A 26,049-nucleotide genomic window follows, 5' to 3' on the forward strand; every position below is an offset into this window, starting at 1 on the left:
TGGATGGAACTTATGATAAATCTGGTAAAATTTCCCCCTAATTTCTACCATTAGGATGATAACCTGACTGGTACTGAGCGATCGCGTAAATACTCCTTAATTTCTGCCACACTTAACTGCCCATAATGTAGTAATGATGCGAGTAACGCCGCTTCCGCCTTCCCCTCAGTTAATGCGGTATAGATGTGCTCACAATTACCAGCACCACCGGAAGCAATCACAGGGACTTGTACAGATTCCGCAATCGCCTGGGTCAGCGCTAAATCATAGCCAGCTTGAGTTCCGTCGGCATCCATACTCGTCACTAATAATTCTCCTGCGCCGCGCTTTTCAACCTCCTGTGCCCAAAGTAAGGCATCTAAACCAGTATTTTCCCTCCCCCCGCGGACGTAGACATCCCAGCCCGGATTTTCGGGGGAAATTCTGCGCCTGGCATCAATAGCAACAACTATGCACTGATTACCAAAGCGATCGCTAGCTCGATTAATCAAGTCTGGATCACGTACCGCTGCCGAATTAATACTAACCTTATCTGCCCCGGCTCGTAACAAAGCTTTAACATTTTCTAAGGATTGAATCCCACCACCCACGGTCAAAGGAATAAACACCTGTTCAGCAGTGCGGTAGACCACATCAATAATCGTGTCCCGGTCTTCATGAGTAGCGGTAATATCCAGAAACACTAACTCATCAGCACCAGCTTCATTGTAAACCTGAGCCAGTTCCACCGGGTCCCCCGCATCTTTGAGATCGACAAAGTTAACTCCTTTAACAACCCGTCCCGCCTTCACATCTAAGCAGGGTAAGATTCTTTTAGACAACATAATAAATTTTTCACTCCTGGCTAATCATCTGGAATTTAAATTCTAAATTGACCTGTGTAATTCTCAGCAAAAATTTTTTTTTGCTCTAGCCATGGTGGTTTAATCCTCAAACAGTCCTGAACTCAAGGTTGATAGCTGAATTATGGCGATAATCTCCTCGAAAAAACAGCCTCAAGAACCCAACGGGAAACCAAATCAGTCTCCAGGGGTTCGCAGTGGATCTGACCAGAACATTTTGCAACCGTCGGTAACAACTGAGGAACAAGGTCACCCAGAAGAGAGTATCAGACCACAGCGATTTGCTGACTACATTGGACAGAAAGACTTAAAGGATGTGCTAGATATTGCCATCAAAGCAGCTAAATCAAGGGGTGAGGTGCTGGATCACTTACTGCTATATGGGCCTCCGGGATTGGGAAAAACAACAATGGCTGTAATTTTAGCATCGGAAATGGGGGTAAACTACAAAATTACCAGCGCCCCCGCCCTAGAACGTCCCAGAGACATCGTGGGGTTACTGGTGAACCTCAAACCCGGGGATGTCCTATTTATTGATGAGATTCACCGTCTTTCCCGAATGACAGAAGAAATTCTTTATCCAGCCATGGAAGATTATCGCGTAGATATCACCGTTGGTAAAGGTTCTGGCGCTCGCATTAGAAGTATACCACTCAACAAATTTACTCTAGTGGGAGCCACAACCCGTGTAGGCGCTCTCACCTCACCCCTACGCGATCGCTTTGGGTTAGTGCAGAAACTGCGATTTTACCAAGTGGAAGAACTCAGCCAAATTATTTCCCGCAGCGCCGAGTTACTCAAAACCCCCATAGCTGCAGATGGTGCAACAGAAATTGCTCGTCGTTCCCGAGGTACCCCCAGGATCGCTAATAGATTACTTAAACGAGTCCGTGATTACGCCCAAGTCAGAATATCAGGTAAGATTACAGAAACTGTCGCCGCCGAAGCACTGGAACTATTTCAAGTAGACCCCTGCGGTTTAGATTGGACAGACCGCCGGATGTTGAGTGTGATCATTGAACAATTTAACGGGGGACCGGTAGGATTAGAAACAATTGCTGCCGCTACCGGTGAAGATACCCAAACCATTGAAGAAGTTTATGAGCCTTACCTGATGCAAATTGGCTATTTAAGCCGCACTCCCAGGGGACGCACCGCCACCACCGCCGCCTACAAGCATTTGGGACTCAAGCCCCCTAATGAACAGTTATCTATGCTGTAATTGGGGGAAAATGGGGAAACTGAGAATTGGACATTAAGGTAAATCTGGATGGTAAAATTAATTAGTACTTTGTTGAGTTTATTACTAGTATTCACCTGGAGTACACCAGCCATGGCACTAACCCCAGGAGCTACTATTACTCAAGAACAGCTAGAACAAGGCAATCAACTAGCTAATAAAGCTTTAGCAGCTACAAATAAAGGTGATTTTGCCACTGCGGAAATTTACTGGACACAAATTATTGAGCAGTTTCCCACTAATGCAGGTGCATGGAGTAACCGGGGAAACTCCCGGGTCAGTCAAAATAAATTAGCAGCAGCACTCACAGATTACAACAAAGCCATAGAATTAGCCCCCGATGCAACTGACCCCTATTTAAACCGTGGTGCAGCTTTGGAAGGGTTGGGGAAATGGCAAGAGGCGATCGCCGATTATAATCATATATTAGAACTTGACCCTAATGATGCCATGGCATACAATAACCGCGGTAATGCCAAATCCGGTTTAGGACAATGGCAAGAGGCGATCGCCGACTATCAAAAATCCGTAGAAATAGCCCCTAACTTTGCCTTTGCCAGGGCTAACTACGCCCTGGCCCTGTATGAAACCGGTCAAACCGACGCCGCCATCCACGAAATGAAAAACATAGTCCGCAAATATCCTAAATTTGCTGATATGCGCGCCGCCCTCACCGCCGCTTACTGGGTAAATGGTAACAAAGGGGAAGCCGAAAGTAACTGGGTAGCAGCCTATGGCCTGGATAATCGTTACAAAGATATGAACTGGGTCAAAAATATCCGCCGTTGGCCGCCCAAGATGGTAGCGGCTTTAGATAAATTTTTGCATCTTGAGTAATCAAATAGATCCCCGACTTCCTTAACAAGTCCGGGATCTGATGGAAAAGTTTAAATTTTCCCCAGCTCTTGTAGTAATTCTCCTATTTTGACCGGATTGAGCTGCTCAACGTTACTTAAAACTACCGCTGCACCTGCTGTTAGTAAAGTTTGACTATAAGCATGACTATGGGCGGCTGTGTCTTGGACGTGGGGCGGTAAAATTCCTACACCAATCCAATTACGATCAGGATTTATTTCCCTAGCTTTGTTGACGGTATACATATCAGCTACAGTATCTCCCACATAGATAATTGTTAGATTATTAACTTGATTTTCTAACAGTTCCACTGTGGTAAACAGTCCTGTAGGGTCTGGTTTACCCGGTGCATCTTCCATGGCAATTAAGACTGGTGACTGTAAACCCAGACGTTTTTGTAAAACATAGGTAGCAGAACCACGGGTAGCACCACTAAAAAATCCCCAAGCAATTCCAGCGGTGGTGAGGTTTTCTAAATAACTCGGTTGTAATAATAAGGGTTCGTTACATATATACCCTGTCCAGTTCTCTGGGTCTGGTCCGCGATAACGAGATTGGAAAAAGGCAACTATGGCATTGTAATCTAGTTGTAACTGCTGGCGAGTTTTCCCTTGGGATTCAAAGTAGCGGTAAATAAATTCTTGGGAAGCTTCCCAATCATTATTCCATAGTCCTTCAGATTTAAGCTGATCAATGTCTCCGGGTGTAGGACGATAGGCGCTGTTGGTGAAATGCTCCACAGTATCCGCTAAAGCCCGACGGTAGGAGTTACCAACATCGCGCACTACGCCGTCAATATCGAAAACAACAATAGTTTTGAGGGAGGACTTTGCCATTATTATAGGAGATTTTCTCTTTTATGAGGTTATGGTAGAGCAATTTGTGACCACTATTTAGTCAATAGGTGAGGTATTGGGTTAGAATAAGCGATCGCATAGCACATATTTAATAGTCCCTATTTCCCGGAGGTGTGATTGACCCAATTTATTCTCAAAATTCTGTGGTTAGATGAAAACGTTGCCCTAGCAGTGGATCAAGTTGTAGGTAAAGGTACCAGTCCTTTAACTAAGTACTTTTTCTGGCCTCGCAATGATGCCTGGGAAGAGTTAAAAAAGGAATTAGAAGCTAAACACTGGATTAGTGATTTAGATCGCGTCGAATTGCTCAATAAAGCTACAGAAGTGATTAACTACTGGCAAGAGGAAGGCAGAAGACGACCGATGGCAGAAGCTCAATTGAAATTTCCCGAAGTTGCTTTTACAGGTAGCGCCTAAATAGTACTTATTTCTGAGATCCAGTAAGTTGCAGGCACACAGGTACTATATAAGTCTTACTACTCCTGTGGGGTGACCTTTCCCACCCTCCCTGATACCTCAGCCCATCAAATTTGCTGGATCTGGAAATCAGCAGCGCCCCAGGCGCTGTTTTTACGATTGGTGATGTCTATGAGGAACCAGTTTCTCAGCTATAGGGACTTGCTAGCCACAATACAAAGCTTAAACAAAATATTATCTGTAATTTAGCCGCATTGACAAACATAAATACTACAATCAAAACGGACAAATTAGCACTGTAACAAAGGAGGATTACAAAGCTATGTCCGATTTAAACCGAGGAATTATGAAATTCAAGGGTGCCGATTCCCCCAGAGTAGTCACCATCTCTACTGTGCTGCTGTTGGGTTCCATTGCCGCCTTAATTATATGGGCGTTACAATCCGCCTATGCGTTAAACTGAGAGATTAGGAACTAAGACAGACGCTGGCAAGCATGGTTTAGTCCGATCGCTGCCAGCTGTCCATCTTTGAGTAAGATAGATTAAAACGTCTTCGCCACCATAATGATTCAATCTTGGGGTGTCCTCGTTATTTTAATTGCTTCCCCCCTCTTGGGGTCTTTGCCAATTATTGCTTGGATTACCTATGCCCTAACCGGCAAAAAATTATCACAAATTGGGACTAAAAACATCAGTGTTGCAGCGGCTTTTTATCACGGCGGCACATGGGTAGGAATACTGGCTGTGTTGTCAGAAGCCCTGAAAGGAATGTCCGCGGTTTTGCAGTGCCGTGTATTTTTTCCACCGGGATCGGCTTGGGAATTAGTTGCCCTGATTGGGTTAGTGTTAGGTAGGTATGGGGTAGGTAGAGGGGCTGGCACAACCAATGTTGTTTGGGGCTTACTGGTACATAATCCCCTGGTAGCAATATTTACCGGTTTATTGGCTATGATCAGTATGATAGTTGTGCGATCTAGGCAATGGGTAAAATTTGGGGTTTTATTCCTGTTTCCTTGGTTGGTGTTACTCCTCAATATTGAGGATATAGCCAAAATAATGGCGGCTGTCGTCCTAGCAGGAGTATTAGGGTGGATTTATATAAGAATCCCTGATGATTTGAATTTACCCTCACCGGAGACTGATGCCAAGTCACAGGCAGTTTTTACTTATTTACGGGGTAAACCCTCGATTTTGAGTTTAGATGACGAGCTGGATGCTAGTGTGGTGGGAGATAAAGCCGCGACATTATCTCAAATTAAACGCTGGGGCTACCCAGTACCCAAAGGATGGGTAATTTCCCCTGTAGATGATCCCCAAGAGTTGATGGCAATTCTTCAACCCTCTAATCTGTCTCCTATGGTGGTGCGTTCGTCTGCTATCGGGGAAGACTCTCAACAGGCTTCCGCAGCTGGTCAGTATATAACAATTCTCAATGTGACTACCACTGAGCAATTAATAGATGCGATCGCCCAAGTTCAAGCTTCTTACAATCATCCCCGTGCTGTACAATATCGTCGCGATCGCAGTTTACCAGATATGGCTATGGCTGTGCTGGTACAACAACAAATTCCCAGTGTCTATTCTGGTGTAGCTTTCAGTCGTGACCCCATTAGCCAACAGGGGGATGCAATTGTGATTGAGGCTTTACCTGGTAGTCCCACTCAAGTGGTTTCCGGTAAGGTCACCCCAGAGCAATATCGCGCCTTTGTGGTGGAAACAGATAATGTCACCTCTGTACAAGTGGTGGGGGAAATGTCCGGGCGAGAAGTGGAAGTACCACAAGCCTTAATCAAACAAGTAGCATATTTAGTGCGGCAACTAGAAAACCAGTATAATGGGTTACCGCAAGATATGGAGTGGACTTATGACGGTGAAAATATCTGGGTTTTGCAATCCCGACCTATTACTACTCTATTGCCGATCTGGACGAGGAAAATAGCTGCAGAGGTGATTCCCGGAGTGATTCATCCCTTAACTTGGTCGATTAATCGCCCCTTAACTTGTGGGGTTTGGGGAGATATTTTTACTGTGGTTTTGGGCGATCGCTCCTGGGGATTGGATTTTACGGCCACTGCTACCCTCCACTATTCCCGGGCCTATTTTAATGCTTCCCTGCTAGGAGAGATTTTTTTACGGATGGGGTTACCACCAGAAAGTCTGGAATTTCTGACCAGGGGGGCGAAGATGAGTAAACCGCCCTTAAAGTCCACTTGGGAGAATTTACCGGGGTTAATGCGGTTACTCAAGCAAGAAATGAGCTTAGAAAAAGACTTTAAGCGGGATTATAGTCAAAAGTTTCTGCCTGGTTTGTCAGAATTAGCCCATGAACCCATAGAAAAACTCACAGCAGCCCAGCTATTAGAGAGAATAGATTCTATTCTGGAATTACTGCGCAGTGCAACTTACTACAGTATTTTAGTCCCCTTGAGCGTAGCTTTCAGGCAGGCAATTTTTAGGGTTAAAGATGAGGACATAGACCAAAGTATAGCTCCAGAAGTCGCCGCCTTGCGATCGCTGACTGCTTTAGCAGCACAGGCGCAACAGATATTACCTGAGTGTAAACCGGATCAAGTATTTGCAGAATTGGCAAAAACAGCACAAGGAGAGCAAATTATCGATGATTTCCACCAATTCCTTGAAGATTACGGTTATTTGAGTGATGTGGGTACAAATATTGCTGTTCCCACCTGGAAAGAAAACCCCCAACCCATCAAGGACTTGTTTGTACAGTTATTGCAAAACAGAGCACAAACCGACAAACCTGTGAAGTTGAGAAAGCGCAAACCCAGGTTACTACAGCGACGGGTAGATATTAAAGGACGAGTGACTGAAATTTATTCTCGCCTATTAGCTGAATTACGGTGGAGATTTGTAGCTTTAGAGCAAAGTTGCTTAAAATGCGGCTTAATCCACCAAAGTGGCGATATCTTTTTTCTGGAGTTGAATGAAGTGCGGCGTTTAGTAGCAGGGGATGATATTGAACTGAGGGAAGATTTATCTGAGATACTAGAATTGAGGCGATGGCAATTTCAGCAAGATAGTCAGTTAAATCAAATCCCCCTTTTAGTTTACGGTCATCTACCACCCCATCCCCTTCCTCCCTCCTCAATCTACTCAGATCAAGTATTACATGGTATTCCCGCTAGCCACGGACAGGCAGAGGGGCGCATCAAGGTAGTACGAGACTTACAACAATTACCAGAAATCGATCGCCACACAATTCTAGTAGTACCTTATACAGACTCAGGGTGGGCACCTCTGTTAGTTAGAGCCGGTGGGTTAATTTCTGAAGCTGGGGGAAGACTTTCTCACGGTGCGATCGTAGCTCGTGAGTATGGTATTCCTGCCATTATGGATGTTCATAATGCTACATGGAGATTAAAAGATGGGCAACGGGTACGCATAGATGGGTCAAGAGGAATTATAGAATTGTCTAACAAGTTGAGATCAGAATGAACTACCCGATGGGTAGTTCATGACCTGACTGAGTTAATGCCAGAACCCCAAAATCTTGGTAAGCTGATGTCTAATATCTACAGCCTAAGATTGAGATAATTTAATCCCAACGCTGTATTTTCAGAGAACCAACGCAAAATGGCTCTTAATCAATCCAGTCTACAAGAGGATAGAGATGTCGGTGGGAATACGCTACAATTGGCACAAAGCAGAGATTCAGACGATATACAACCAGCCATTCCTAGAGCTGATTTATCAAGCTGCTAGCGTGCATCGCCAATATCATGACCCCAGAAAAATACAAGTTTGTAAGCTGATCTCGATTAAAACCGGCGCTTGTCCCGAAGATTGTAGTTACTGCGCCCAGTCTTCCCGTTATAAAACTGAGGTAAAGCCTCAAGCACTGCTAGAAAAGGAAACAGTTGTTAAAATTGCTCAACAAGCTAAAGCAAACGGTGTAAGTCGCGTTTGCATGGGTGCAGCTTGGCGGGAGGTGCGGGATAATTCCCAATTTGAGACAGTCCTGGAAATGGTGAAAGAAGTCACCGCTATGGGTCTAGAGGTGTGCTGTACTCTGGGAATGCTCAACGCCGACCAGGCTAAACGCCTAGAAACGGCTGGACTCTATGCTTACAATCATAACTTGGATACTTCTGCGGAATATTACAATACTATTATTACCACCCGAACTTATGGCGATCGCCTGAATACAATTGACAATGTACGACAAACAAACGTCACTGTCTGTTCTGGGGGTATCCTGGGTTTAGGCGAAAGTGTTGATGATCGTGTGGGGATGTTACAGACACTGGCAAATTTACAACCTCATCCCGAGTCAGTACCGATTAATATTCTTTCCCAAGTCCCCGGTACACCCCTAGAAAATCAGCCAGATGTCCCCATTTGGGAAGTAGTGCGCATGATTGCTACAGCCAGAATTATTATGCCAACTTCTGATGTGCGTCTGAGTGCTGGTAGGGCGAGACTTTCCCAAGTGGAACAAGCTTTATGTTTTATGGCTGGGGCTAATTCTATCTTTTCCAGTGATGATCATAAAATGCTCACTGTCACTACTCCCTGTCCAGACTACGACGCTGACATACAAATGCTGAATTTGCTCGGTTTAGAAATGCGTCCCCCCCAGCAAAGACCCCAACAAGTGACAACTCCCGCAGTAGTGGGATAAAAAAATAGGGTAATTCTGGAGAACCCAGAAGCACCCTAGTTTTAGTTAAACTGCAACCAAAGTTAGTTAAGCAAAAGCAGCAGTTTTGACATCGTTGTTTGTCAAAATCTCTTGCAATTCTTCAGCATCTACTGTTTCTTTCTCCACCAGCATTTTGGCGATTTCATCCAGAATGTGGCGATTGTTAACTAATACTTCTTTAGCACGTATATAAGCTGCGTCAACCAGTTTACGCACTTCTTCGTCAATAGCAGCGGCGGTTTCCTCGGAGAAATCACGCTCGGACATGATATCTCTTCCTAAGAACATATTACCTTGTTGACGACCTAAAGCTACTGGTCCGAGGCGATCGCTCATACCAAAGCGGGTAATCATTTGACGCGCCACCCGGGCTACTTGTTGTAAGTCGTTAGAAGCACCTGTGGTCACTTCTTCATCACCAAAGATTAATTCTTCAGCTAAACGACCGCCTAAAGCTACCGCCATTTGATTTTCCAGATAAGAGCGGCTGTACAACCCTGTATCCATGCGGTCTTCACTGGGAGTAAACCAAGTTAAACCACCAGCACGACCGCGGGGAATAATGCTGATTTTTTGTACTGGGTCATAGTCGGGCATTAAAGCACCAACTAAAGCATGACCAGCTTCGTGATATGCTACTAGGGTTTTGCGCTTTTCGCTCATTACCCGGTCTTTTTTCTCTGGCCCAGCTAAGACGCGATCAATGGCATCATTGATTTCATCCATGGAAATTTCCGTTAAATTGCGCCGTGCTGCCAGAATTGCGGCTTCGTTGAGCAAGTTGGATAAATCTGCACCGGTAAACCCGGGAGTCCGACGGGCGATTTTATCCAGGTCTACATCCTTGGCTAAGGTCTTACCGCGGGCGTGGACTTTGAGAATTTCGCTACGTCCTGCATAGTCGGGACGGTCTACAACTACCTGACGGTCAAAACGACCAGGACGCAAGAGGGCTGCATCTAAGACATCAGGACGGTTAGTAGCGGCAATAATGATAATGCCGGTATTACCTTCAAAACCATCCATTTCCGTGAGTAACTGGTTGAGGGTTTGTTCCCGTTCATCGTTACCACCGCCTAAACCTGCACCCCGTTGACGACCTACGGCGTCAATTTCATCGATAAATACAATACAGGGGGCGTTGGTCTTAGCTTGCTCAAACAAATCGCGGACGCGGGAAGCACCCACACCTACGAACATTTCTACAAACTCAGAACCGGAGATAGAAAAGAAGGGTACACCCGCTTCCCCAGCCACAGCACGAGCTAGGAGAGTTTTACCTGTACCAGGAGGACCAACTAACAATACACCCTTAGGAATTTTTGCTCCTACTGCGGTAAAGCGGTCGGCGTTTTTGAGAAAGTCTACTACTTCGTTTAATTCCAGCTTGGCTTGGTCAATACCAGCCACATCGCCAAAGGTAACTTGAGTTTGGGGTTCCATTTGCACTCTGGCTTTGGACTTACCAAAGTTCATGGCTTGGTTACCAGGACCACTTTGAGCGCGACGTAGTAAGAAGAATACGCCCACCAGAAGTAATACAGGGAAGAATAAACTGCTCAGTGCCTTAAACCAAAATCCCTCATCAGTTTGGGGTAGAACAGAAATATCAACGCCCTTTGCAGTCAAATTATTGATTAAGTCGGGGTCGTTGACTAAATTCACGATCTTTTTGTCACCGTCTCTGGAGGTAACAAGTGCTGTAGAGCGGTCTGCACTCAGACTGACTCTATCTACTCTGCCTTTGTCAACTTCTTGAATAAACTGACTATATCGCCATGTTTCTCTGGTTTGAGGTTGTTTGTCAAAGAATGCTGTTCCTAAAGCGATGACAACTATAAAAAGCAGTGCATACAGCCCCGCATTTCTCCATCTTTTATTCACTGAGGTCTATCCTCCTGTATTTTGTGTGAGTTAGCGTAGCTTCTCTAATATGAGAGGGCATTATTAAGAATTATGTTAACTTATCTTAAGGTATAACATAACATGACGACCTTCATGTTAAAAAAGCTCCCTAATTTGCTGCAAACTAGGATGGTAGGGATTATATTGTAGCGACCCTGTGGGCTGGTGAACCGTATGTATGGGGATAATTTCTACCACACTATTAGTGTAGGCTATGGCTTCAAATCCCCTGACTAACTGGGTATCCCAAGGTGACTCATGCACCAGGGGCAGATGTTTGAGCAATTGCGATCGCACAATTCCGGGTAATATTCCCTCTGTGAGTGGTGGTGTCCACCAACTACCATTTTGCCATCCCCACAGGTTGCCTGTGGTAGTTTCTAGCCAATTACCTGCGCCATTTATGAAAATGGCCTCCTGATAATTTAGCTGTTGGGCGTGGGTCTTGGCTAACCAAGCACTCAGATAGTTACCAGTTTTATGAGTAGGAAGACTACGATACAAGTTCGACATTGCCAAAGTGGTCGTGATACCGTGTTTTTGGTTAACCGTTAAATCTGGTGGTAATAACCTCCCACTGATCCACTCCCTACCATCGGCAAACAAGGTAATTCTGAGAATGGGGAAAGTTGCAGCCAAAATTTCCCCACCTTGACGCACGAGTTCCCAGCTTGGTTCTCGCCAACCAAAAGCTTGTAGTGTCAACAGGAGGCGATCGCAATGTGCCGCCCAGTTAGTTAAACTACTATCGAGGCTTTGATCATAAACCCGCACTGTTGTAAATACCGTAGCCCCATAAAGTAACCCCGGATCGTGAATATGTAATTCTAGGGTTTGAGATTCTCTGAGTTTGCCATGGTACCAATAAATAAAACTAACCTCCCTGGGAGTTAGACAATGTAAATTCACATAAAGATCATCCTAATAAATCAGCCCGGGGTTTAAAAGTTTCTATTTCTCGCAATTTCTCATAAAGTTCCCGTTCTTCATCTGTGATATTTTTAGGTGTAACAATTTGAATTTCCACTAATTGATCGCCACGTTTACCATTTTCACCAGGGTAGCCTTTATTTGCTAAACGCAGTCTTTGACCACTCTTCACACCTGGAGGGATAGTGATCTTTACGGGGCCATCTAAAGTAGGTGCTTCTACTTGTCCTCCTAAAACTGCTTCACAGGGAGTCACTGGAACCTGGCAAAATATATTGAACCCTTCTAGTTTAAATAGGGCATGGGGCAATACAGTAATTTTTAAGTAGAGGTCACCACCACCAATACCTTGATTGCGCAACCGGATACTTTGACCTGTGACCATAGCTGGGGGCATATTGACTTCTAGCGATCGACCATCTTCTAGGCGAATCCGCTCTTTGCCACCTTCATAGGCTTTTTCTAGTGGTAAAGTTAATCTAGCCTCAATATCTCGCCGGGGTGTGCGCGGTGGGTTTTTGGGAACCGTATACTCCACCCGAGTTTTAGGAGAACGAAATGGGTCTGTTTTGGTGCTACTAGTGCCATTTCTGCTTTCTTTGCGACCCCCTACACCAATAACTTGATTAATAAAACTCTCAAAATCAGGAAATTGTTCTGGATTTACCACATCTTGAGTTGTACTGCTAGCATTGGCGGAACCTGACCACGGTTTAGATTTGGGTGCTTTGTTAGCAGTAAAGCCTTTTTGTTTCCAGTAGCGGCTAAACTGGTCATATTGCGACCGTTTAGCTGTATCAGAAAGTACTTCGTAAGCCTCACCGATATCTTTAAACTTTTCCTCTGCGGCTTTATTTCCCGGATTGAGATCCGGGTGATATTGTCTTGCTAGCCGACGATAGACCTTTTTAATTTCTTCGCCCGAAGCATTCTTAGGTACTCCTAAAATTTCGTAGTAATCGCGAAAATTCTGCAAATTTTGCATAGTTCAGTTATTTTACTTTTAATTGTAGTAATAGGGACTGGTGACTGTTAACTATGGATTAATAACTACAACCAATCATCGTCATCATCATCCCAGTTATCCTGGTAAGTTGGGCGAGAAGGCCTGCGAGAGGGACGGTTATCATAGGCTGGGGAACGCCTATCTTTGCTGTAACCCCTGTCATCATTTCTGCCATAGGAATCACGTTCACGATATGTGTCACGGTAAAAATCGGGTTCCCGTTCCTTATCACCGCCTGTGAAAATATCCCGAATCGTGCCAAATAAGTTTTCCTCTTCGTCCTCAGCATAATACTCACGGACTTCTCGGTTTAGTTCATATAAAGCATCTTGTAAGTCAGCGTAGGCTTGATCAATACCGCGGTCTTGATTTTCCTGGAGACTTTCGCGCAGTTCCCGACAAATACTATCAATGCGCTGGCGGCGGTTGCGGGCAAACTGCATACCAAATTCTAGTGCCACTTCCCTGAGTTGGCGTTCTGCCTGTAAAATTAAAGCCTCAGAACGAGTGCGTTTTTCCACTCTTTCTTTGCGTTCTCGGTCAACATTGGCGTATTTTTGAGCATCTGCAATCATGCGATTTACTTCTGATTCACTTAAAGTAGAAGCCCCTTGAATGGTGATGCTTTGTTCCCTTCCAGTGGTTCTATCCAGGGCTGTCACCTGCAAAATGCCGTTAGCATCGATATCAAAAGATACCTGAACTTGGGGTATCCCTCTGGGAGCAGGGGGGATGCCATAGAGCTTAAAACGTCCCAGTGACTTGTTATCGGATGCCATTTCCCTTTCACCCTGGACTACGTGAATTTCCACACTATTTTGGTTATTTTCTGACGTAGAAAAAATATCAGAACGGCGCACTGGGATAGTAGTGTTACGGGGAATTAGTTTTTTCATCACACCGCCAATGGTTTCCAATCCCAAAGATAAGGGTGTGACATCCAAAAGCAGCACATCTTTGAGTTCACCTGCCAGAATACCAGCTTGAATAGCAGCACCTATTGCCACCACTTCATCAGGATTGACATTTTCGTTAGGTTCTATGCCAATTAAGTCACGCACTAACTGCTTCACCATTGGTATGCGTGTAGAACCACCCACTAGTACCACTTCTTCAATATCTACCGGTGATAGTCCAGAATCTTTGAGGGCGCGTTTAACTGGCGTACGTAAACGCCCCATCAAGTCTACACACAAAGCTTCAAACTGAGAACGAGTCAGGCGAGTCTCTAGATGTTTAGGGCCATCTTCCGTAGCAGTGATAAACGGTAAGTTAATTTCCGTGACGCTCACAGCCGACAGTTCAATTTTTGCCTTTTCTGCAGCTTCCATGAGGCGCTGTAAAGATTGCCGCTCCCGTCTTAAGTCTACCCCTTCAGCTTCCAGAAATTGTTCTGCTAACCAATCTACTATTTGTTTGTCAAAGTCATTACCACCTAGTTGAGTATCTCCACTAGTAGCTTTCACCTCAAAAATGCCATCACCAACTTCCAAAATTGAGACATCAAAGGTACCACCACCCAAGTCAAACACAAGGATAGTTTCAGTTTTACCCCGGTCTAACCCATAAGCCAAAGATGCGGCTGTAGGTTCATTGAGTATCCGCAACACCTCTAAACCGGCAATTCTGCCAGCGTCGCGGGTAGCTTGTCGTTGAGAGTCATTAAAATAAGCGGGAACTGTAATTACGGCCCCAGTCACAGCTTCCCCCAAATAGCGACTAGCATCATCTGCCAATTTTTTAATCACCATGGCAGAAATTTCTTCTGGGGCGAAATCCTTTTGCAGACGGGGACAGGGAATTGTAATATTACCTAATTCGTTTTTGCGGATAGTATAAGGTACACGCTTAGATTCCTGGCTCAGTTCACTATACTGCCGCCCAATAAAGCGTTTAACCGCAAAAAATGTATTTTGGGGGTTGAGAACAGTTTGCCGTCTGGCCATTTGCCCAACAACCCTTTCCCCCTCTTTGCTGAACCCGACAACAGAGGGGGTTGTGCGCATTCCTTCTGCATTGGCAATCACCACCGGCTTACCACCCTCCATTACGGCCACTACTGAGTTGGTTGTACCCAAGTCGATGCCGACTACCTTGCCCATGGGTTACTCTTCTCCTATTGTGTCTTGTACATTTAACTTAATTATGCGGTACTACCTCTAGCTGTTGGCTATTGGATGAAAACACCTCAATGGTATGATAGTCATTGTTCAGGTAATAATAAGTAGAGGATTTTAAGTTTGAGGAGCTAGTTGCAAGACTAGGATAACATTGACAATGCTCAGTATGTCCAAGTAGCTCAAATCTTATCCGTTAATTCATTGATAGGGGATTTTTCAGGAATCCTCACGACTGATAAAATCCACCTCCACCCGGGGTTTCAATCACAAAAACATCCCCCGGATTCATCTGCACTGTGGCTGTGCTGTCTAAATCCTCTGGTGTTCCATCTTGATGCTGTATCCAGTTCCGTCCGACTTGACCAGGTTCCCCGCCATTTAATCCAAAGGGAGGGACACGGCGGTGCTCAGAAAGGATATTAGCTGTCATTGGTTCGAGAAACTTGATTCTGCGAATCACACCGTTCCCACCTGAGTATTTTCCTTTACCGCCGCTATGGGGACGCAAACAAAAACCTTCTACCAAGACGGGATAACGAGTTTCTAAAACCTCTGGGTCTGTCAAGCGAGAGTTGGTCATGTGGGTTTGGACTGCATCAGTACCATCAAAGTTAGCCCCGGCACCGGAACCACCGCAGATGGTTTCATAATATTGATAACGCTCATTACCGAAACTAAAATTATTCATCGTTCCCTGAGAACCAGCACTGACACCCAAAGCACCATATAAAGCATCAACAATATTTTGCGATGTCTCCACATTACCTGCTACAGTTGCCGCTGGGTACTTAGGGTTGAGCATAGAACCTTCAGGAATAATAATTTCTAAAGGTTTGAGACATCCGGCGTTCAGGGGAATACTATCATTAACTAGAGTTCGGAAGACGTATAAAACTGCTGCTTGAGTTACAGCCTTGGGGGCATTAAAATTATTGTTGAGTTGCCCGGATGTGCCGGTAAAGTCAATTGTGGCACTACGTTTTTTTTGGTTAATTGTGACTTTAACTTGAATTTGGGCACCGCTATCTATTTCATAAACAAATGACCCATTTTTGAGGTGCTCAATGGCTCTTCTTACTGATGCTTCCGCATTCTCTTGGACAAATCTCATGTATGTTTGGACAGTTTCCAGTCCATATTGATCAACCATTTTCTGCAACTCTTTAACTCCCCGTTCATTGGCTGCAATTTGTGCTTTAAAATCAGCTAGATTTTGTTCAGGGTTACGAGCCGGATAAGGATGATTAAAGAGTAAAGTTCTGACTGGGTTTTCTTGAAAAATTCCTTGTGCCACTAACAGGAAATTATCAAATAAAATCCCTTCTTCTTCTATTGTTTGACTGTGGGAAGGCATAGAACCAGGAGTAATACCGCCAATATCTGCTTGGTGTCCCCGAGAAGCAACGTAGAACAGGGGAGTAGAAAGGTCAGAGGGCAAAGTGCTATCTAAAAATACGGGGGTAATAGCTGTGACATCTGGGAGGTGTGTGCCACCGTTATAGGGGTTATTTGATAGATATACATTACCTGGTTTGATGGTGTGGCCTTTGTCATTGATTAAACTGCGGACGCTTTCACTCATTGAGCCTAAATGTACTGGAATATGAGGAGCATTAGCGACTAAGAGTCCAGCAGAATCGAAAATAGCACAGGAGAAATCTAATCTTTCTTTAATATTAACTGATGTTGCCGTATTTTGCAAGACAATCCCCATTTGTTCGGCGATGAATTGATAGAGATTTTTGAATATTTCTAAACGGACGGGGTCTGGTTGAGTTGTTGGGTACATTTTAAATTTTTATTGTTTGAGGTTGAATGGAAATTCACAGATAAATTTTATTGTCTTAATTACTTAATATATACGTTGTAAAATTAAATGATTCCGCTCATTTAATCTGGCTTGCCACTTAGGTTCAACCACAATTGTACTAATCTTTTCTGTAATGATAGCCGCACCATTGATTAAATCTCCCAGTTGTAAATCTTCCCGGCGATAAACTGGGGTGTCATGCCATTTTTCAGCAGTGAATATCTTGACTATTTCCACCGGATCCGGGGGTGATTCTAGAGGACGAGTCCGAGTAATTACGGGTTCTTCGGGAGTATCCATTTTCTGAATTACTTCTACAAAAATAGATTCTACAATCAAGGGCTTGTCGGGCTGAATGAAGCCATAGCGGGATTTATGTTCATGTATAAATGCTGTGTGCATGACCATGACATCGGAATCAAAATCAATGCTTAAGGTGGAATTAGTCCCCTCATATTTCAAATCCAGTTTTTGAATGACTTCTGATGCAACGCTACTTTGATTTTGACTAAGTTCACTTTTAGCTTGGGTTGCTAATGACTCCATCAACTGGATTAACTGAGGTATTAAGTCTTGATTTAAAGGCTGTTCTACTCCTTGTACTCTGGTAGCTCTGACATCAGCTAATCCCATACCATAGGCGGAAAGAACACCAGCATAGGGATGGAGAAATATCTGTTTCATTCCTAAAGTATCCGCAATTAAACAGGCGACTTGTCCACCCGCACCACCAAAACAGCAAAGTACGTATTGGGTGACATCATAACCTCGTTGTAGGCTGATTTTTTTAATAGCGTTAGCCATATTTTCCACAGCGATCGCAATAAATCCTGCTGCTACTTGTTCGGGTGTACGGTAATTTCCGGTAGCGGTGGTAATCTCTTGTGCTAATTGCTGGAATTTGTGGATGACAATATCTTTATCTAAAGGTAAATTGCCATCAGTACCAAAGACGGATGGGAAATATTGGGGATGTATTTTACCTAACATGACATTTGCATCTGTCACGGTTAAAGGTCCACCCTGGCGATAACAAGCAGGGCCAGGATTTGAACCGGCGGATTTTGGTCCGACACGATAGCTAGAACCATCGAAGATGAGAATGGAACCACCACCTGCAGCAATAGTGTGAATTGATAATACGGGAACTCGCATTCGCACTCCCGCAATTTCTGAATCTAATTGGCGTTCATACTCTCCTTTAAAATGGGCAACATCTGTACTGGTCCCCCCCATATCAAAGGTAATTACTAGATTAAAACCTGCTCTTTTACTAGTTTGAACTGCACCGACAATACCCCCAGCAGGTCCACTTAAAATACTGTCTTTGCCCTGAAATTGTGCTGCTGCAACTAAGCCGCCGTCGGACTTCATAAACATTAATCTAACATTGGGTAATTGGCTGGCTACTTGGTTGACATAGCGGCGCAAAATTGGAGTTAAGTAAGCATCTACGACGGTTGTATCTCCTCGACTGACTAGTTTCATTAATGGGCTGACTTGGTGAGATACAGAAATTTGTGTAAAGCCAATTTCCTCGGCAATTGCTGCTACTTGTTGCTCATGTTGGGGATAGCGATCGCTGTGCATCAATACAATGGCACAACTGCGAATACCTATATGATAAACTGCTTGTAAATCTTGCTGTAATTGTGTAATATTAACAGGTGTTAATTCGTTACCATGAGCATCATAGCGTTCTTCTACCTCAATGACTTGTTCATAAAGCATCGTTGGTAAGATGATGTGACGGGCAAAAATATCGGGGCGGTTTTGGTAGCCAATGCGCAAGGCATCTTTAAACCCTTTAGTAATCAGTAGAACTACTCTATCTCCTTGCCTTTCTAACAGTGCATTGGTGGCGACAGTTGTCCCCATTTTGACTACTTCTATGGCTGTATGGGGGATGGGTTCATGAGTTGAAAGACCCATAATATCCCGAATGCCTTGGATAACTGCATCTTGATATTGTCTGGGATTCTCTGACAGTAATTTGTAGACAATAACCCATTGTTGAGGTGTCAGAGGAACAATCAAAAAACGTTCTGTATGCCCTGAGAGCCTATCTATAATTGCCTGGCTATTAGTGACAGCAATAATATCTGTGAATGTACCCCCGCGGTCAGCAAATACTTTTAACATTTATCAATTTATCCTATGGTAATAATAATCTATGTAAAAATTGATATATCTGGTAACTGGCGCAAGTAATGATTAATTTCCACAGATGCAGCAATTCCAGACATCATGGCATCTTCAGTAAGATTCCCACCACACCAATCACCACAACATACTAAAGGTAGGGGACTTTGGGCAGATAATACAGGATGTGGCCAGGGACGACTGGGAAAAGCGTAACGCCAGCGATGTACTTGTATCCAGTCTGGTGTTGCTAGCCAAGGAAGCCCCAAACTGTGGGCGGCGGTTTGCAACATCTCCTGTGCAACTGGTTGTAAATCTGGGGTGTCTAAATGTAGTTGGGCAAAATTAGCGCTACTTTGTAAGACAAATACAGGTTGTTGAGGATGGGGGCGTTTGCTGCTGTCTAGACCCATCCATCCCAAAACCGGCTCATCTGTAAATTTCCATTCTTTCCCGGGTGGTAGTGGGGATGTAGGGGGATATCCGGCGATCGCACTAATACAAGGATCAAATTCTACCGAGGTCAAATTATCCAGAAATGCTTTACCCACAATATTTTCCCCCAATGGGGCTAAAAGTGCCAAAGCTTGGGGCGCGGGGATAGCCAGAACTATGGCTGTGGCTGTTAATTGAGCCGTAGATTCAAGAGTCAGACACCAACTATTTGCGCAATGAGGATGAATAGCTGTGACCCGTTGATTCAGTTGGACTGGTAAACCTTGGGCAAGAAACTTACCAATGCTACTCATTCCCGCTGGTGCAATATAACGGGGTTGAGGCTGATCCTGCCATGCCTCTAAGATATGGCGATCGCATAAAGATTGTACCAAATTTGCGAATAATTCACCTTGAGGCTGTAAATAACAAGCCCCATGGTCTGCCCAAGTTCCGTGTAATCGGCGGGTAGCGAGTCGTCCCCCGAAACCACGGGACTTTTCCAGCACCAAAACCGAGTATCCAGCGTCAGTTAAGCGTTGAGCGCATATTAAACCTGCCATTCCGGCACCAATTATGGCAATATCAGTCATAAATTCTTGACTCTCACAGGACTAGGGATGAGCAATGACCAACAACTGCTAATATTGACACTCCCCACGGCTAGAAGCCGGGGGATTCTTGCTTCACGGGGATTCCAATGAATTTACCCTCTGCAAGCATCTTGACCGTGTGCCCCACGGCTGCAAGTCCACGTATAGCGACTACCTGAGCGGCTGCAACATCTCTATCTGTTGTATACCCGCAATTTGAACAAACATGAGTACGCTCCGACAGTTCTTTCTTACCAGTCCCAACTCCACAGTTAGGGCAGATTTGGCTGGTTTTACGTGAGTCTACCTTTTGAAAATAGACATCGCGCTTTAAACAGGTTTGTTGAAGGATATTAAAAAACTGACCAAATCCAGCATCCAAGCAATGTTTACCTAGCATTGAACGGGATAAACCAACTAAATTTAAATCTTCAACAAACACCATCCCCGCGTTGTCACAGATTTGATGAGACAACTTTCTGTGCCAATCTTGACGACAATTAGTAACGTACTCATGTAATTTAGCAATCTTCTTTTGTGCTTTGTGCCAATTGTTCGAGCCTAACCGTTTTTTGGCAACACGCTGTTGCAGCAATTTCAGCTTGCGTTGAGCATCTCCAAAAAATCTCGGACGTTTGATTAAAAGACCATGAGAAGTTGCTATAAAATTCGTGAGACCGACATCTATTCCTACTGGTTCCCCATGTGGCAGAGGTTGGGGTACTGCTACATCCCACTGTACTGTTAACATTACGTACCACCCAGAGGCACGCTGAACTACACGCGCCTGTTTAATCACCCCTCCATCTGGAATTGAACGGGATTGACGCACTTTGACTAACCCAATTACAGGTAATTTTACATACCTGTTGGTTAATGGATTTACTCCTAATTGAGAAAAGGAAAAAGAACGCATTCGCCCCTGTTTCTTAAATCTGGGAAATCCATGATTTTGTTCCCACATACTGACAAAAGCTTTTTCTAGTCGTCTTAATGTTTGCTGCAAAGATTGAGCATTAACACGTTTTAAATACTCGCTTTGCTTACGTGCAACAGTCAGAGACTTACATTGACTTGCAAATGTGGGACGAGGTGCATCAGCAGGGATAATGTAACAACTACGAAGACTGCAAGCGTTTATCTGGCAACTACGAGACTGATACCAGTCTTTACGCTCTGCCAAAGCATGATTGTAAACCCGTCGATGAGTTTCTAACCATTCTTCAAATATTGCTATTTGTTTTTGAGTTGGTTTAAGCTTAAATTCGTAGGTCAGATTAAACACTTGCATCACCTCCTAGTAACATTATACATTAAAGCTAATATTTTTCGAGACGATTTTTAGGAATGCGACCCAAGTCGCTAGCGCACTACACCCCCATAGTTAGAAACCAGGGGCACTGTGCGCGTTTTTCGGTAGAATAAACTACATAAAGGCTGCACAAAGAGAGGAAAAGAAATTGGATGAACTGAGGGCGGCGCTGGAGTTAGCGACACAAGAGGAATTGCAGGATTTAACGGCAATTTTGTTTAGTCGTAAATTTAATCCCCTAGATTATGTTCATACACCTGAACCCATTGAGGTGCAAAGCCAAAGCCGCAAAGCTTGGCTAGACACATTAGAGAATCGGTTTCGGTTTTTAGCTGCAGATGGGATGACAGTTTTACGGGGGCGTACAAGTCAGGTAACTTACCGTCAAGCATTAATTCAAGTCTGTAAATATTTGAAAATTCCCTATTCTACAGAATTAACAACCGTTGATTTAGAGGCGGAATTATTTTTACATCTATTAGGACAGGTGTGGAAGAAATTACCAGAAAATGAGAAACAAAAATTAAATCAGCAGGTGCAACGTCAACTGTGCCAGTCACAATTCAAACAACCCTTACCACTTTTATTACAGCGCGACCCGTTAGGATTACTGGTTAAAGGTGGTAGCGCTTTGGCTGTTACTTCTATTGTGCAGCCATTGGTATTGCAACAAATAGCCCGCCAATTTGCCATCCACTTTGCTAAGTATCAAGTAGCTAAACAGACGGTGATCGCCGGTTCTCAAGCAGCTACTACCCAATTTAAAGGCTATGTGGCCTTACAAATGGCTCGACGGGGTATGACCATGAATGCGGCTCGTTATGGGGCGGTTCGTACTGTTTTTAGCTTCATTGGCCCAGTGATGTGGACTTGGTTTTTTGCAGATTTAGGATGGAGAGCCATCTCAACTAACTATGGTCGGATCATCCCCACCATATTTGCTCTAGCACAAATTCGTCTCACTCGTACTGAATGTTGGGAGCCAGCTTGAAGTTAGCTTTTTATCATCCCCACCCTAGTTTACAAACCCCTTGGAATCTGACTCAAATTGGACTGCTGATTTTTCCCTTGAGTCCGTTTTTAGGGGGTGTAAGTATACTGTTTGCAGCATTAATTACTTGTCGTAAACAATACAATAGAATTATGCACTGTCCCCTAAACTGGGGATTTGCTGTGTTAAGTCTATTACTGATAATTAGTTCCGCCGTTGCCGATGAGAAAACACAGGCTTTTCTAGGCTTGTTTAATTTATTACCATTCTTTGTAGTTTTTGCCGGACTGAGTAGCCTAATTCAAACCACAGCCCAACTGCGGCAAATAGGGGCGATTTTCGTCATTGGTTCCGTACCAGTGGTGATTATGGGCTTTGGGCAGATGTTTTGGGGTTGGAGTTTGCAGTTACAAGTTTTGTGGATTTTATTAGATTTAGGTCTGTCTGCGGGAGGAGTTCCACCAGGGCGTATGTCCTCTATATTCATGCACGCTAATCTCTTGGCGGCTTATTTAGCGATCGCTTTTACTTTGGGATTGGGGTTGTGGCTGGAAAGATGGAGTTTACGCCAGAGAAATAATACTTACTTTATTTTTTTAAGCGTGTCAGTAATTACCAGTTTTATAGCTCTGATTTTCACTGACTCACGTAATGGCTGGGTGATGGGAATCATTGCCTGTTTAGCCTATGCACTTTACCAAGGTTGGCATATTATTGTTGGTAGTGTCACCGGTATAATCACTAGTGTCCTGTTAGCAGCTTTCGCCCCCTCACCAGTTGCCCAATTTTTTCGCCGATTTGTTCCGGCTTACTTCTGGTCTCGGTTAAATGATCAAATGTATCCAGATAGACCTGTAGCTTTAATGCGAACTACCCAATGGGATTTTGCTTGGTCTTTGACTAAAGAGCAACCTTGGACGGGGTGGGGTTTACGCAGTTTCAGCGCCCTCTATAAGGCTCAGATGCACATTGATTTGGGTCATCCCCACAACTTATTTTTGATGCTGTCGGCTGAAACTGGTTTACCGAGCGCCCTGTTATTTTTTGGCTGTCTGGCTTGGATATGGTTTGCAGGTGTGCAATTGTTGCAGAAATCCAACTATCTAGACAAAAAAGATAAATTGATATTTTTCAGTTATATTGTTGTGATTTTACAATGGCTGATATTCAACACCGTAGATGTAACTTTATTTGATTTTAGGCTAAATACAATTTCGTGGTTATTTTTCTCTGCACTTTGGGGAGTTGTATTTGACTTCTCCCTTGGTTGAAACACAAGGGATTCTAAACTGATGTTGCTACGCGGTCTGAAGACACGCTACGCAACGTTTACGATATGATTTATTTAACCTAATGAACAGGTCATATCGTTGTGGCACAGTCAAAGATGCAAATAGTCCAAGAATTACGTAAAAGCCAGTAAATAAACTTGACTCACATTGTTTACAAAGATTATGAGCAAAGCAGAAACAGAAACAGTTAAACAATTAGCGATCGCCCTACCAATGAATGCCATTCAATCCTTTTGTCAACGCCGGCAGATCGCTCAATTATCAGTATTTGGCTCAATTTTACGCGATGATTTCAATGCGCACAGCGATGTAGATTTTTTGTATGCTCTGAAACCTAATACTCGCTGGAGATTATCAGATTTAATTGATGCTGAAGAAGAATTAGAAAAAATGCTCAGTCGAAAAGTTGATTTAGTGGGAAAAACGACTATTGAACAGAGTCATAATTGGCTCCGAAAACAGAATATTCTTTCATCTGCAAAAGTTATTTATGAAGATGAATAGAGATTTAGAATCCCTGCTCGATATCAATCATTACAGTTGCAATACAATTTCGTTTGTATCGGGAATGACGAAAGCTGAATTTGCAGAAGATCCAAAAACTATCGCAGCAGTGATGTACGCGATCGCCATCATGGGAGAAGCCACCAAAAGATTATCAGATGAATTACCAAAACAGGATGAGTAATATTAAAGGCGATCGCGCCCAGGAAATAGCACAAAATTTATCTAACCCAGGGAGTTAATTATGCTTGAATTGAATCAGGTGAGCGATCGCCAGCAATTACTTTTAGCTGAACTTAACCGCTATGTAGATTTGTTAAGGGATTTTTACCATCCTCAATCAATTATATTATTTGGTTCAATGGTAAGTGGGATAACCCATGAATGGTCTGACCTTGATTTAGTCATAGTTAAAGAAACGACGCAACGTTTTTTGGATCGCACTAAAGAAGTAATTCAGTTGCTGCAACCACGAGTAGGGATTGATATACTGGTCTATACTCCTGTTGAGTTTGAAAATTTATGCAAAGAACGGGCTTTTTTTCGAGAGGAAATTTTAGGGAAAGGCAAGATTTTATATGAGCAGGGAGTATGAAACGTGGTTAATTTTTGCTCGTGAGGATTGGCAAATGGCAGAGTTAGCGATCGCTAATAACATATACAATCAAGTGTGCTTCCATGCCCAGCAATGCAGCGAAAAAGCGATTAAAGCTCTACTTACGGATCAAGGAAAAACTCCACCCCGCAGTCATCGGCTTAGTGATTTAGTGAATTTACTTAATCTAATCCTCTTGTGGCGATCGCTTTAGATATCCAACTTCTTGATCGTTTTTACCTTCCTACCCGCTACCCCGATGCTTTACCCAGTTCAGATGCTTTCGCAGATCCTAATGATGCCCAAGAAGCCTTAGCTGTATCAAGACAAGTATTCAATCAAGTTACTCAAGAATTGATGAAATCTCAAGAAGATGAGAACTGATGAAAAAATGCAATTTTTAGAGTCAGTTTGTGGAACCACACCCAAAAAATCACAGAACATCTATGTAACAGAAATCAGACATGACTAATTATTTGTGGCAACCATCAGATGAGCAAAGACGCACAATTTTATTTATGGAAGTAGCAGGAATTATACACGATTTAGGTAAACTATCAAATGAACAAATTATTTAATATTTATGATTGGGAATCTAAAAATGGCTCTATCCTGATTCACACTCCAAAAAATAGTCACCTTTTAGCTCATACAGAAACTACAGAAAATTTATCAGCCCAAGGGGAAATTGAGCCGTTGGTGGGGCGAGAATGGCGATCGCACGCATCCAATAACCGCTACGCTGGACAGCATATAGAAAAATTTGGTGATCCTTCCTGGGTTCCCGGTAGTCAGGTGGCGCAATTATCGGCCTTTGTAATTCAAGAATTTGGCATCTGGCGGACTCATTGCATCCCAGTTTGATAGTTGCCTAAGTCATAATTCCTGAGTGCAACTAATCGGTAAAATGGGTGTGTTGCCCATTCAAGAAAATACACCTAGGTAGCTGATCTGTATGCTGACAACTTCTGACTTTCTTCAGTACGCCCAATGGTCTGGTATTGCCACCATAGCATTCGCCGCCCTGACATTGCTGGCTTTTATTGTTAAGTGGGGTATCCGCTTTCGACTGGTGGGTACAACTGGCTTTATGTTGGTGCTGACTGCGGGTTTATTTTCTCTGTCTTTGGTGCCTTTGAGTCGTACTGTGATTCCAGGGGCGGTAAAATATACTTTAGTTTATGATAATGCTTCTACAGAAACGGTGATCGCTACATCACCTGAAATTTCACCAGACCAATTAGAAGCAACTTTATTACAAGCGGCTAGTAATTTGTATTCCTATGGTCGTCTAGGGACAAGGGGAGATAATCAACTGACTATTCGCGCTCGTACTGTGATTCATCCTGAACCAGGGGTTTCTGTACCTCTTTACTTAGGTCAGATCAAGCGGACATTAGCTAGTCGGGAAGATGGGAATATGGAGCTACAAATTTATTGGGAAAAATTTGCTCAATTACCTGACTCTGCTGCTTAGTGCTGAATTGGCGGAGCTTTTTCTAGGGTCACCGGGGACAGAGGTATTCTGGTCAAGTCTGA

Annotated in this window: 25 protein-coding genes; 15 read left to right on the forward strand and 10 right to left on the reverse strand. The window is 43.7% G+C overall.

Annotation, left to right across the window (positions count from 1 at the left end; translation table 11 throughout):
- Window positions 1-50 precede the first annotated feature (50 nt).
- A complete protein-coding gene (hisF, locus tag IM676_RS00095; RefSeq protein ID WP_200988427.1) occupies window positions 51-824 on the reverse strand; it encodes an imidazole glycerol phosphate synthase subunit HisF in 774 nt (257 codons plus the stop codon).
- Between the two features lie 142 nt (window positions 825-966).
- Here hisF and ruvB point away from each other — a divergent pair, with 142 nt between their 5' ends.
- Window positions 967-2,064 carry a Holliday junction branch migration DNA helicase RuvB gene (gene ruvB, locus IM676_RS00100; RefSeq protein ID WP_200988428.1) on the forward strand — a complete coding sequence of 366 codons (1,098 nt, stop codon included), beginning with the start codon at window positions 967-969 and terminating at the stop codon, window positions 2,062-2,064.
- Between the two features lie 48 nt (window positions 2,065-2,112).
- On the forward strand, window positions 2,113-2,919 hold the full coding sequence (locus tag IM676_RS00105) for a tetratricopeptide repeat protein (protein WP_200988429.1): 807 nt from the start codon (window positions 2,113-2,115) through the stop codon (window positions 2,917-2,919).
- Between the two features lie 50 nt (window positions 2,920-2,969).
- Here IM676_RS00105 and IM676_RS00110 read toward each other — a convergent pair whose 3' ends face one another.
- Window positions 2,970-3,773: a TIGR01548 family HAD-type hydrolase gene (locus IM676_RS00110; RefSeq protein ID WP_200988430.1), complete on the reverse strand. Its 804-nt coding sequence runs from the start codon at window positions 3,771-3,773 to the stop codon at window positions 2,970-2,972.
- Window positions 3,774-3,911: 138 nt separating this feature from the next.
- On the opposite strand from IM676_RS00110, the gene IM676_RS00115 reads away from it, so the two are divergent.
- From IM676_RS00115 to bioB, 4 genes are all read left to right on the forward strand, one after another.
- Window positions 3,912-4,211, forward strand: coding sequence for a 30S ribosomal protein PSRP-3 (locus IM676_RS00115; protein WP_200988431.1), 300 nt, complete (start codon window positions 3,912-3,914; stop codon window positions 4,209-4,211).
- A 322-nt stretch (window positions 4,212-4,533) separates the two neighbouring features.
- Window positions 4,534-4,674, forward strand: coding sequence for a hypothetical protein (locus tag IM676_RS00120; RefSeq protein WP_200988432.1), 141 nt, complete (start codon window positions 4,534-4,536; stop codon window positions 4,672-4,674).
- Window positions 4,675-4,776: 102 nt separating this feature from the next.
- Complete coding sequence (locus IM676_RS00125) at window positions 4,777-7,668, forward strand: glycerol-3-phosphate acyltransferase (RefSeq protein ID WP_200988433.1); 2,892 nt, start codon at window positions 4,777-4,779, stop codon at window positions 7,666-7,668.
- Between the two features lie 175 nt (window positions 7,669-7,843).
- The gene (gene bioB, locus IM676_RS00130; protein WP_200988434.1) at window positions 7,844-8,854 is read left to right on the forward strand and encodes a biotin synthase BioB; all 1,011 of its coding nucleotides are present in this window, start codon (window positions 7,844-7,846) and stop codon (window positions 8,852-8,854) included.
- Between the two features lie 66 nt (window positions 8,855-8,920).
- On the opposite strand, the gene ftsH3 is transcribed toward bioB, so the two are convergent.
- The 8 genes from ftsH3 to IM676_RS00170 form a co-directional block, all read right to left on the reverse strand.
- Window positions 8,921-10,759: an ATP-dependent zinc metalloprotease FtsH3 gene (gene ftsH3, locus IM676_RS00135; RefSeq protein ID WP_200988435.1), complete on the reverse strand. Its 1,839-nt coding sequence runs from the start codon at window positions 10,757-10,759 to the stop codon at window positions 8,921-8,923.
- Window positions 10,760-10,876: 117 nt separating this feature from the next.
- Complete coding sequence (locus tag IM676_RS00140) at window positions 10,877-11,650, reverse strand: aminotransferase class IV (RefSeq protein WP_200990012.1); 774 nt, start codon at window positions 11,648-11,650, stop codon at window positions 10,877-10,879.
- Between the two features lie 46 nt (window positions 11,651-11,696).
- Window positions 11,697-12,695, reverse strand: coding sequence for a DnaJ C-terminal domain-containing protein (locus IM676_RS00145; RefSeq protein ID WP_200988436.1), 999 nt, complete (start codon window positions 12,693-12,695; stop codon window positions 11,697-11,699).
- 65 nt (window positions 12,696-12,760) lie between these two features.
- Window positions 12,761-14,818, reverse strand: coding sequence for a molecular chaperone DnaK (gene dnaK, locus IM676_RS00150; protein ID WP_200988437.1), 2,058 nt, complete (start codon window positions 14,816-14,818; stop codon window positions 12,761-12,763).
- A gap of 244 nt (window positions 14,819-15,062) precedes the next feature.
- Complete coding sequence (locus IM676_RS00155) at window positions 15,063-16,625, reverse strand: hydantoinase B/oxoprolinase family protein (RefSeq protein ID WP_200988438.1); 1,563 nt, start codon at window positions 16,623-16,625, stop codon at window positions 15,063-15,065.
- 63 nt (window positions 16,626-16,688) lie between these two features.
- A complete protein-coding gene (locus tag IM676_RS00160) occupies window positions 16,689-18,788 on the reverse strand; it encodes a hydantoinase/oxoprolinase family protein (protein ID WP_200988439.1) in 2,100 nt (699 codons plus the stop codon).
- Between the two features lie 29 nt (window positions 18,789-18,817).
- On the reverse strand, window positions 18,818-19,816 hold the full coding sequence (locus IM676_RS00165; RefSeq protein ID WP_200988440.1) for an NAD(P)/FAD-dependent oxidoreductase: 999 nt from the start codon (window positions 19,814-19,816) through the stop codon (window positions 18,818-18,820).
- Window positions 19,817-19,886: 70 nt separating this feature from the next.
- Window positions 19,887-21,107, reverse strand: coding sequence for an RNA-guided endonuclease InsQ/TnpB family protein (locus tag IM676_RS00170; RefSeq protein ID WP_449657996.1), 1,221 nt, complete (start codon window positions 21,105-21,107; stop codon window positions 19,887-19,889).
- Between the two features lie 169 nt (window positions 21,108-21,276).
- On the opposite strand from IM676_RS00170, the gene IM676_RS00175 reads away from it, so the two are divergent.
- From IM676_RS00175 to IM676_RS00215, 9 genes are all read left to right on the forward strand, one after another.
- Window positions 21,277-22,119 carry a YaaW family protein gene (locus IM676_RS00175; RefSeq protein ID WP_200988442.1) on the forward strand — a complete coding sequence of 281 codons (843 nt, stop codon included), beginning with the start codon at window positions 21,277-21,279 and terminating at the stop codon, window positions 22,117-22,119.
- Window positions 22,101-23,390 (forward strand): O-antigen ligase family protein, encoded by a 1,290-nt coding sequence (locus IM676_RS00180; protein ID WP_200988443.1) that lies wholly within the window; start codon window positions 22,101-22,103, stop codon window positions 23,388-23,390. The genes IM676_RS00175 and IM676_RS00180 overlap by 19 nt, the downstream gene beginning before the upstream one ends.
- 183 nt (window positions 23,391-23,573) lie before the next feature.
- Window positions 23,574-23,915, forward strand: coding sequence for a nucleotidyltransferase family protein (locus tag IM676_RS00185; protein ID WP_200988444.1), 342 nt, complete (start codon window positions 23,574-23,576; stop codon window positions 23,913-23,915).
- Entirely contained in the window at window positions 23,908-24,099 is a 192-nt protein-coding gene (locus tag IM676_RS20160; protein ID WP_404799810.1) for a HepT-like ribonuclease domain-containing protein, read from the forward strand. The genes IM676_RS00185 and IM676_RS20160 overlap by 8 nt, the downstream gene beginning before the upstream one ends.
- Before the next feature lie 60 nt (window positions 24,100-24,159).
- On the forward strand, window positions 24,160-24,510 hold the full coding sequence (locus IM676_RS00195) for a nucleotidyltransferase domain-containing protein (protein ID WP_200988445.1): 351 nt from the start codon (window positions 24,160-24,162) through the stop codon (window positions 24,508-24,510).
- Window positions 24,494-24,724 (forward strand): HEPN domain-containing protein, encoded by a 231-nt coding sequence (locus IM676_RS19955; RefSeq protein ID WP_200988446.1) that lies wholly within the window; start codon window positions 24,494-24,496, stop codon window positions 24,722-24,724. Before IM676_RS00195 ends, IM676_RS19955 begins: the two co-directional genes overlap by 17 nt.
- Entirely contained in the window at window positions 24,709-24,894 is a 186-nt protein-coding gene (locus IM676_RS19960) for a HEPN domain-containing protein (RefSeq protein WP_200988447.1), read from the forward strand. The genes IM676_RS19955 and IM676_RS19960 overlap by 16 nt, the downstream gene beginning before the upstream one ends.
- Before the next feature lie 177 nt (window positions 24,895-25,071).
- Window positions 25,072-25,374: a hypothetical protein gene (locus tag IM676_RS00210; protein WP_200988448.1), complete on the forward strand. Its 303-nt coding sequence runs from the start codon at window positions 25,072-25,074 to the stop codon at window positions 25,372-25,374.
- Window positions 25,375-25,465: 91 nt separating this feature from the next.
- Entirely contained in the window at window positions 25,466-25,987 is a 522-nt protein-coding gene (locus tag IM676_RS00215; RefSeq protein WP_200988449.1) for a Ycf51 family protein, read from the forward strand.
- The last annotated feature ends 62 nt before the right edge of the window (window positions 25,988-26,049 follow it).

Origin of the sequence: Anabaenopsis elenkinii CCIBt3563, from assembly GCF_015245355.1 — a bacterium.
GTDB lineage: Bacteria > Cyanobacteriota > Cyanobacteriia > Cyanobacteriales > Nostocaceae > Anabaenopsis > Anabaenopsis elenkinii.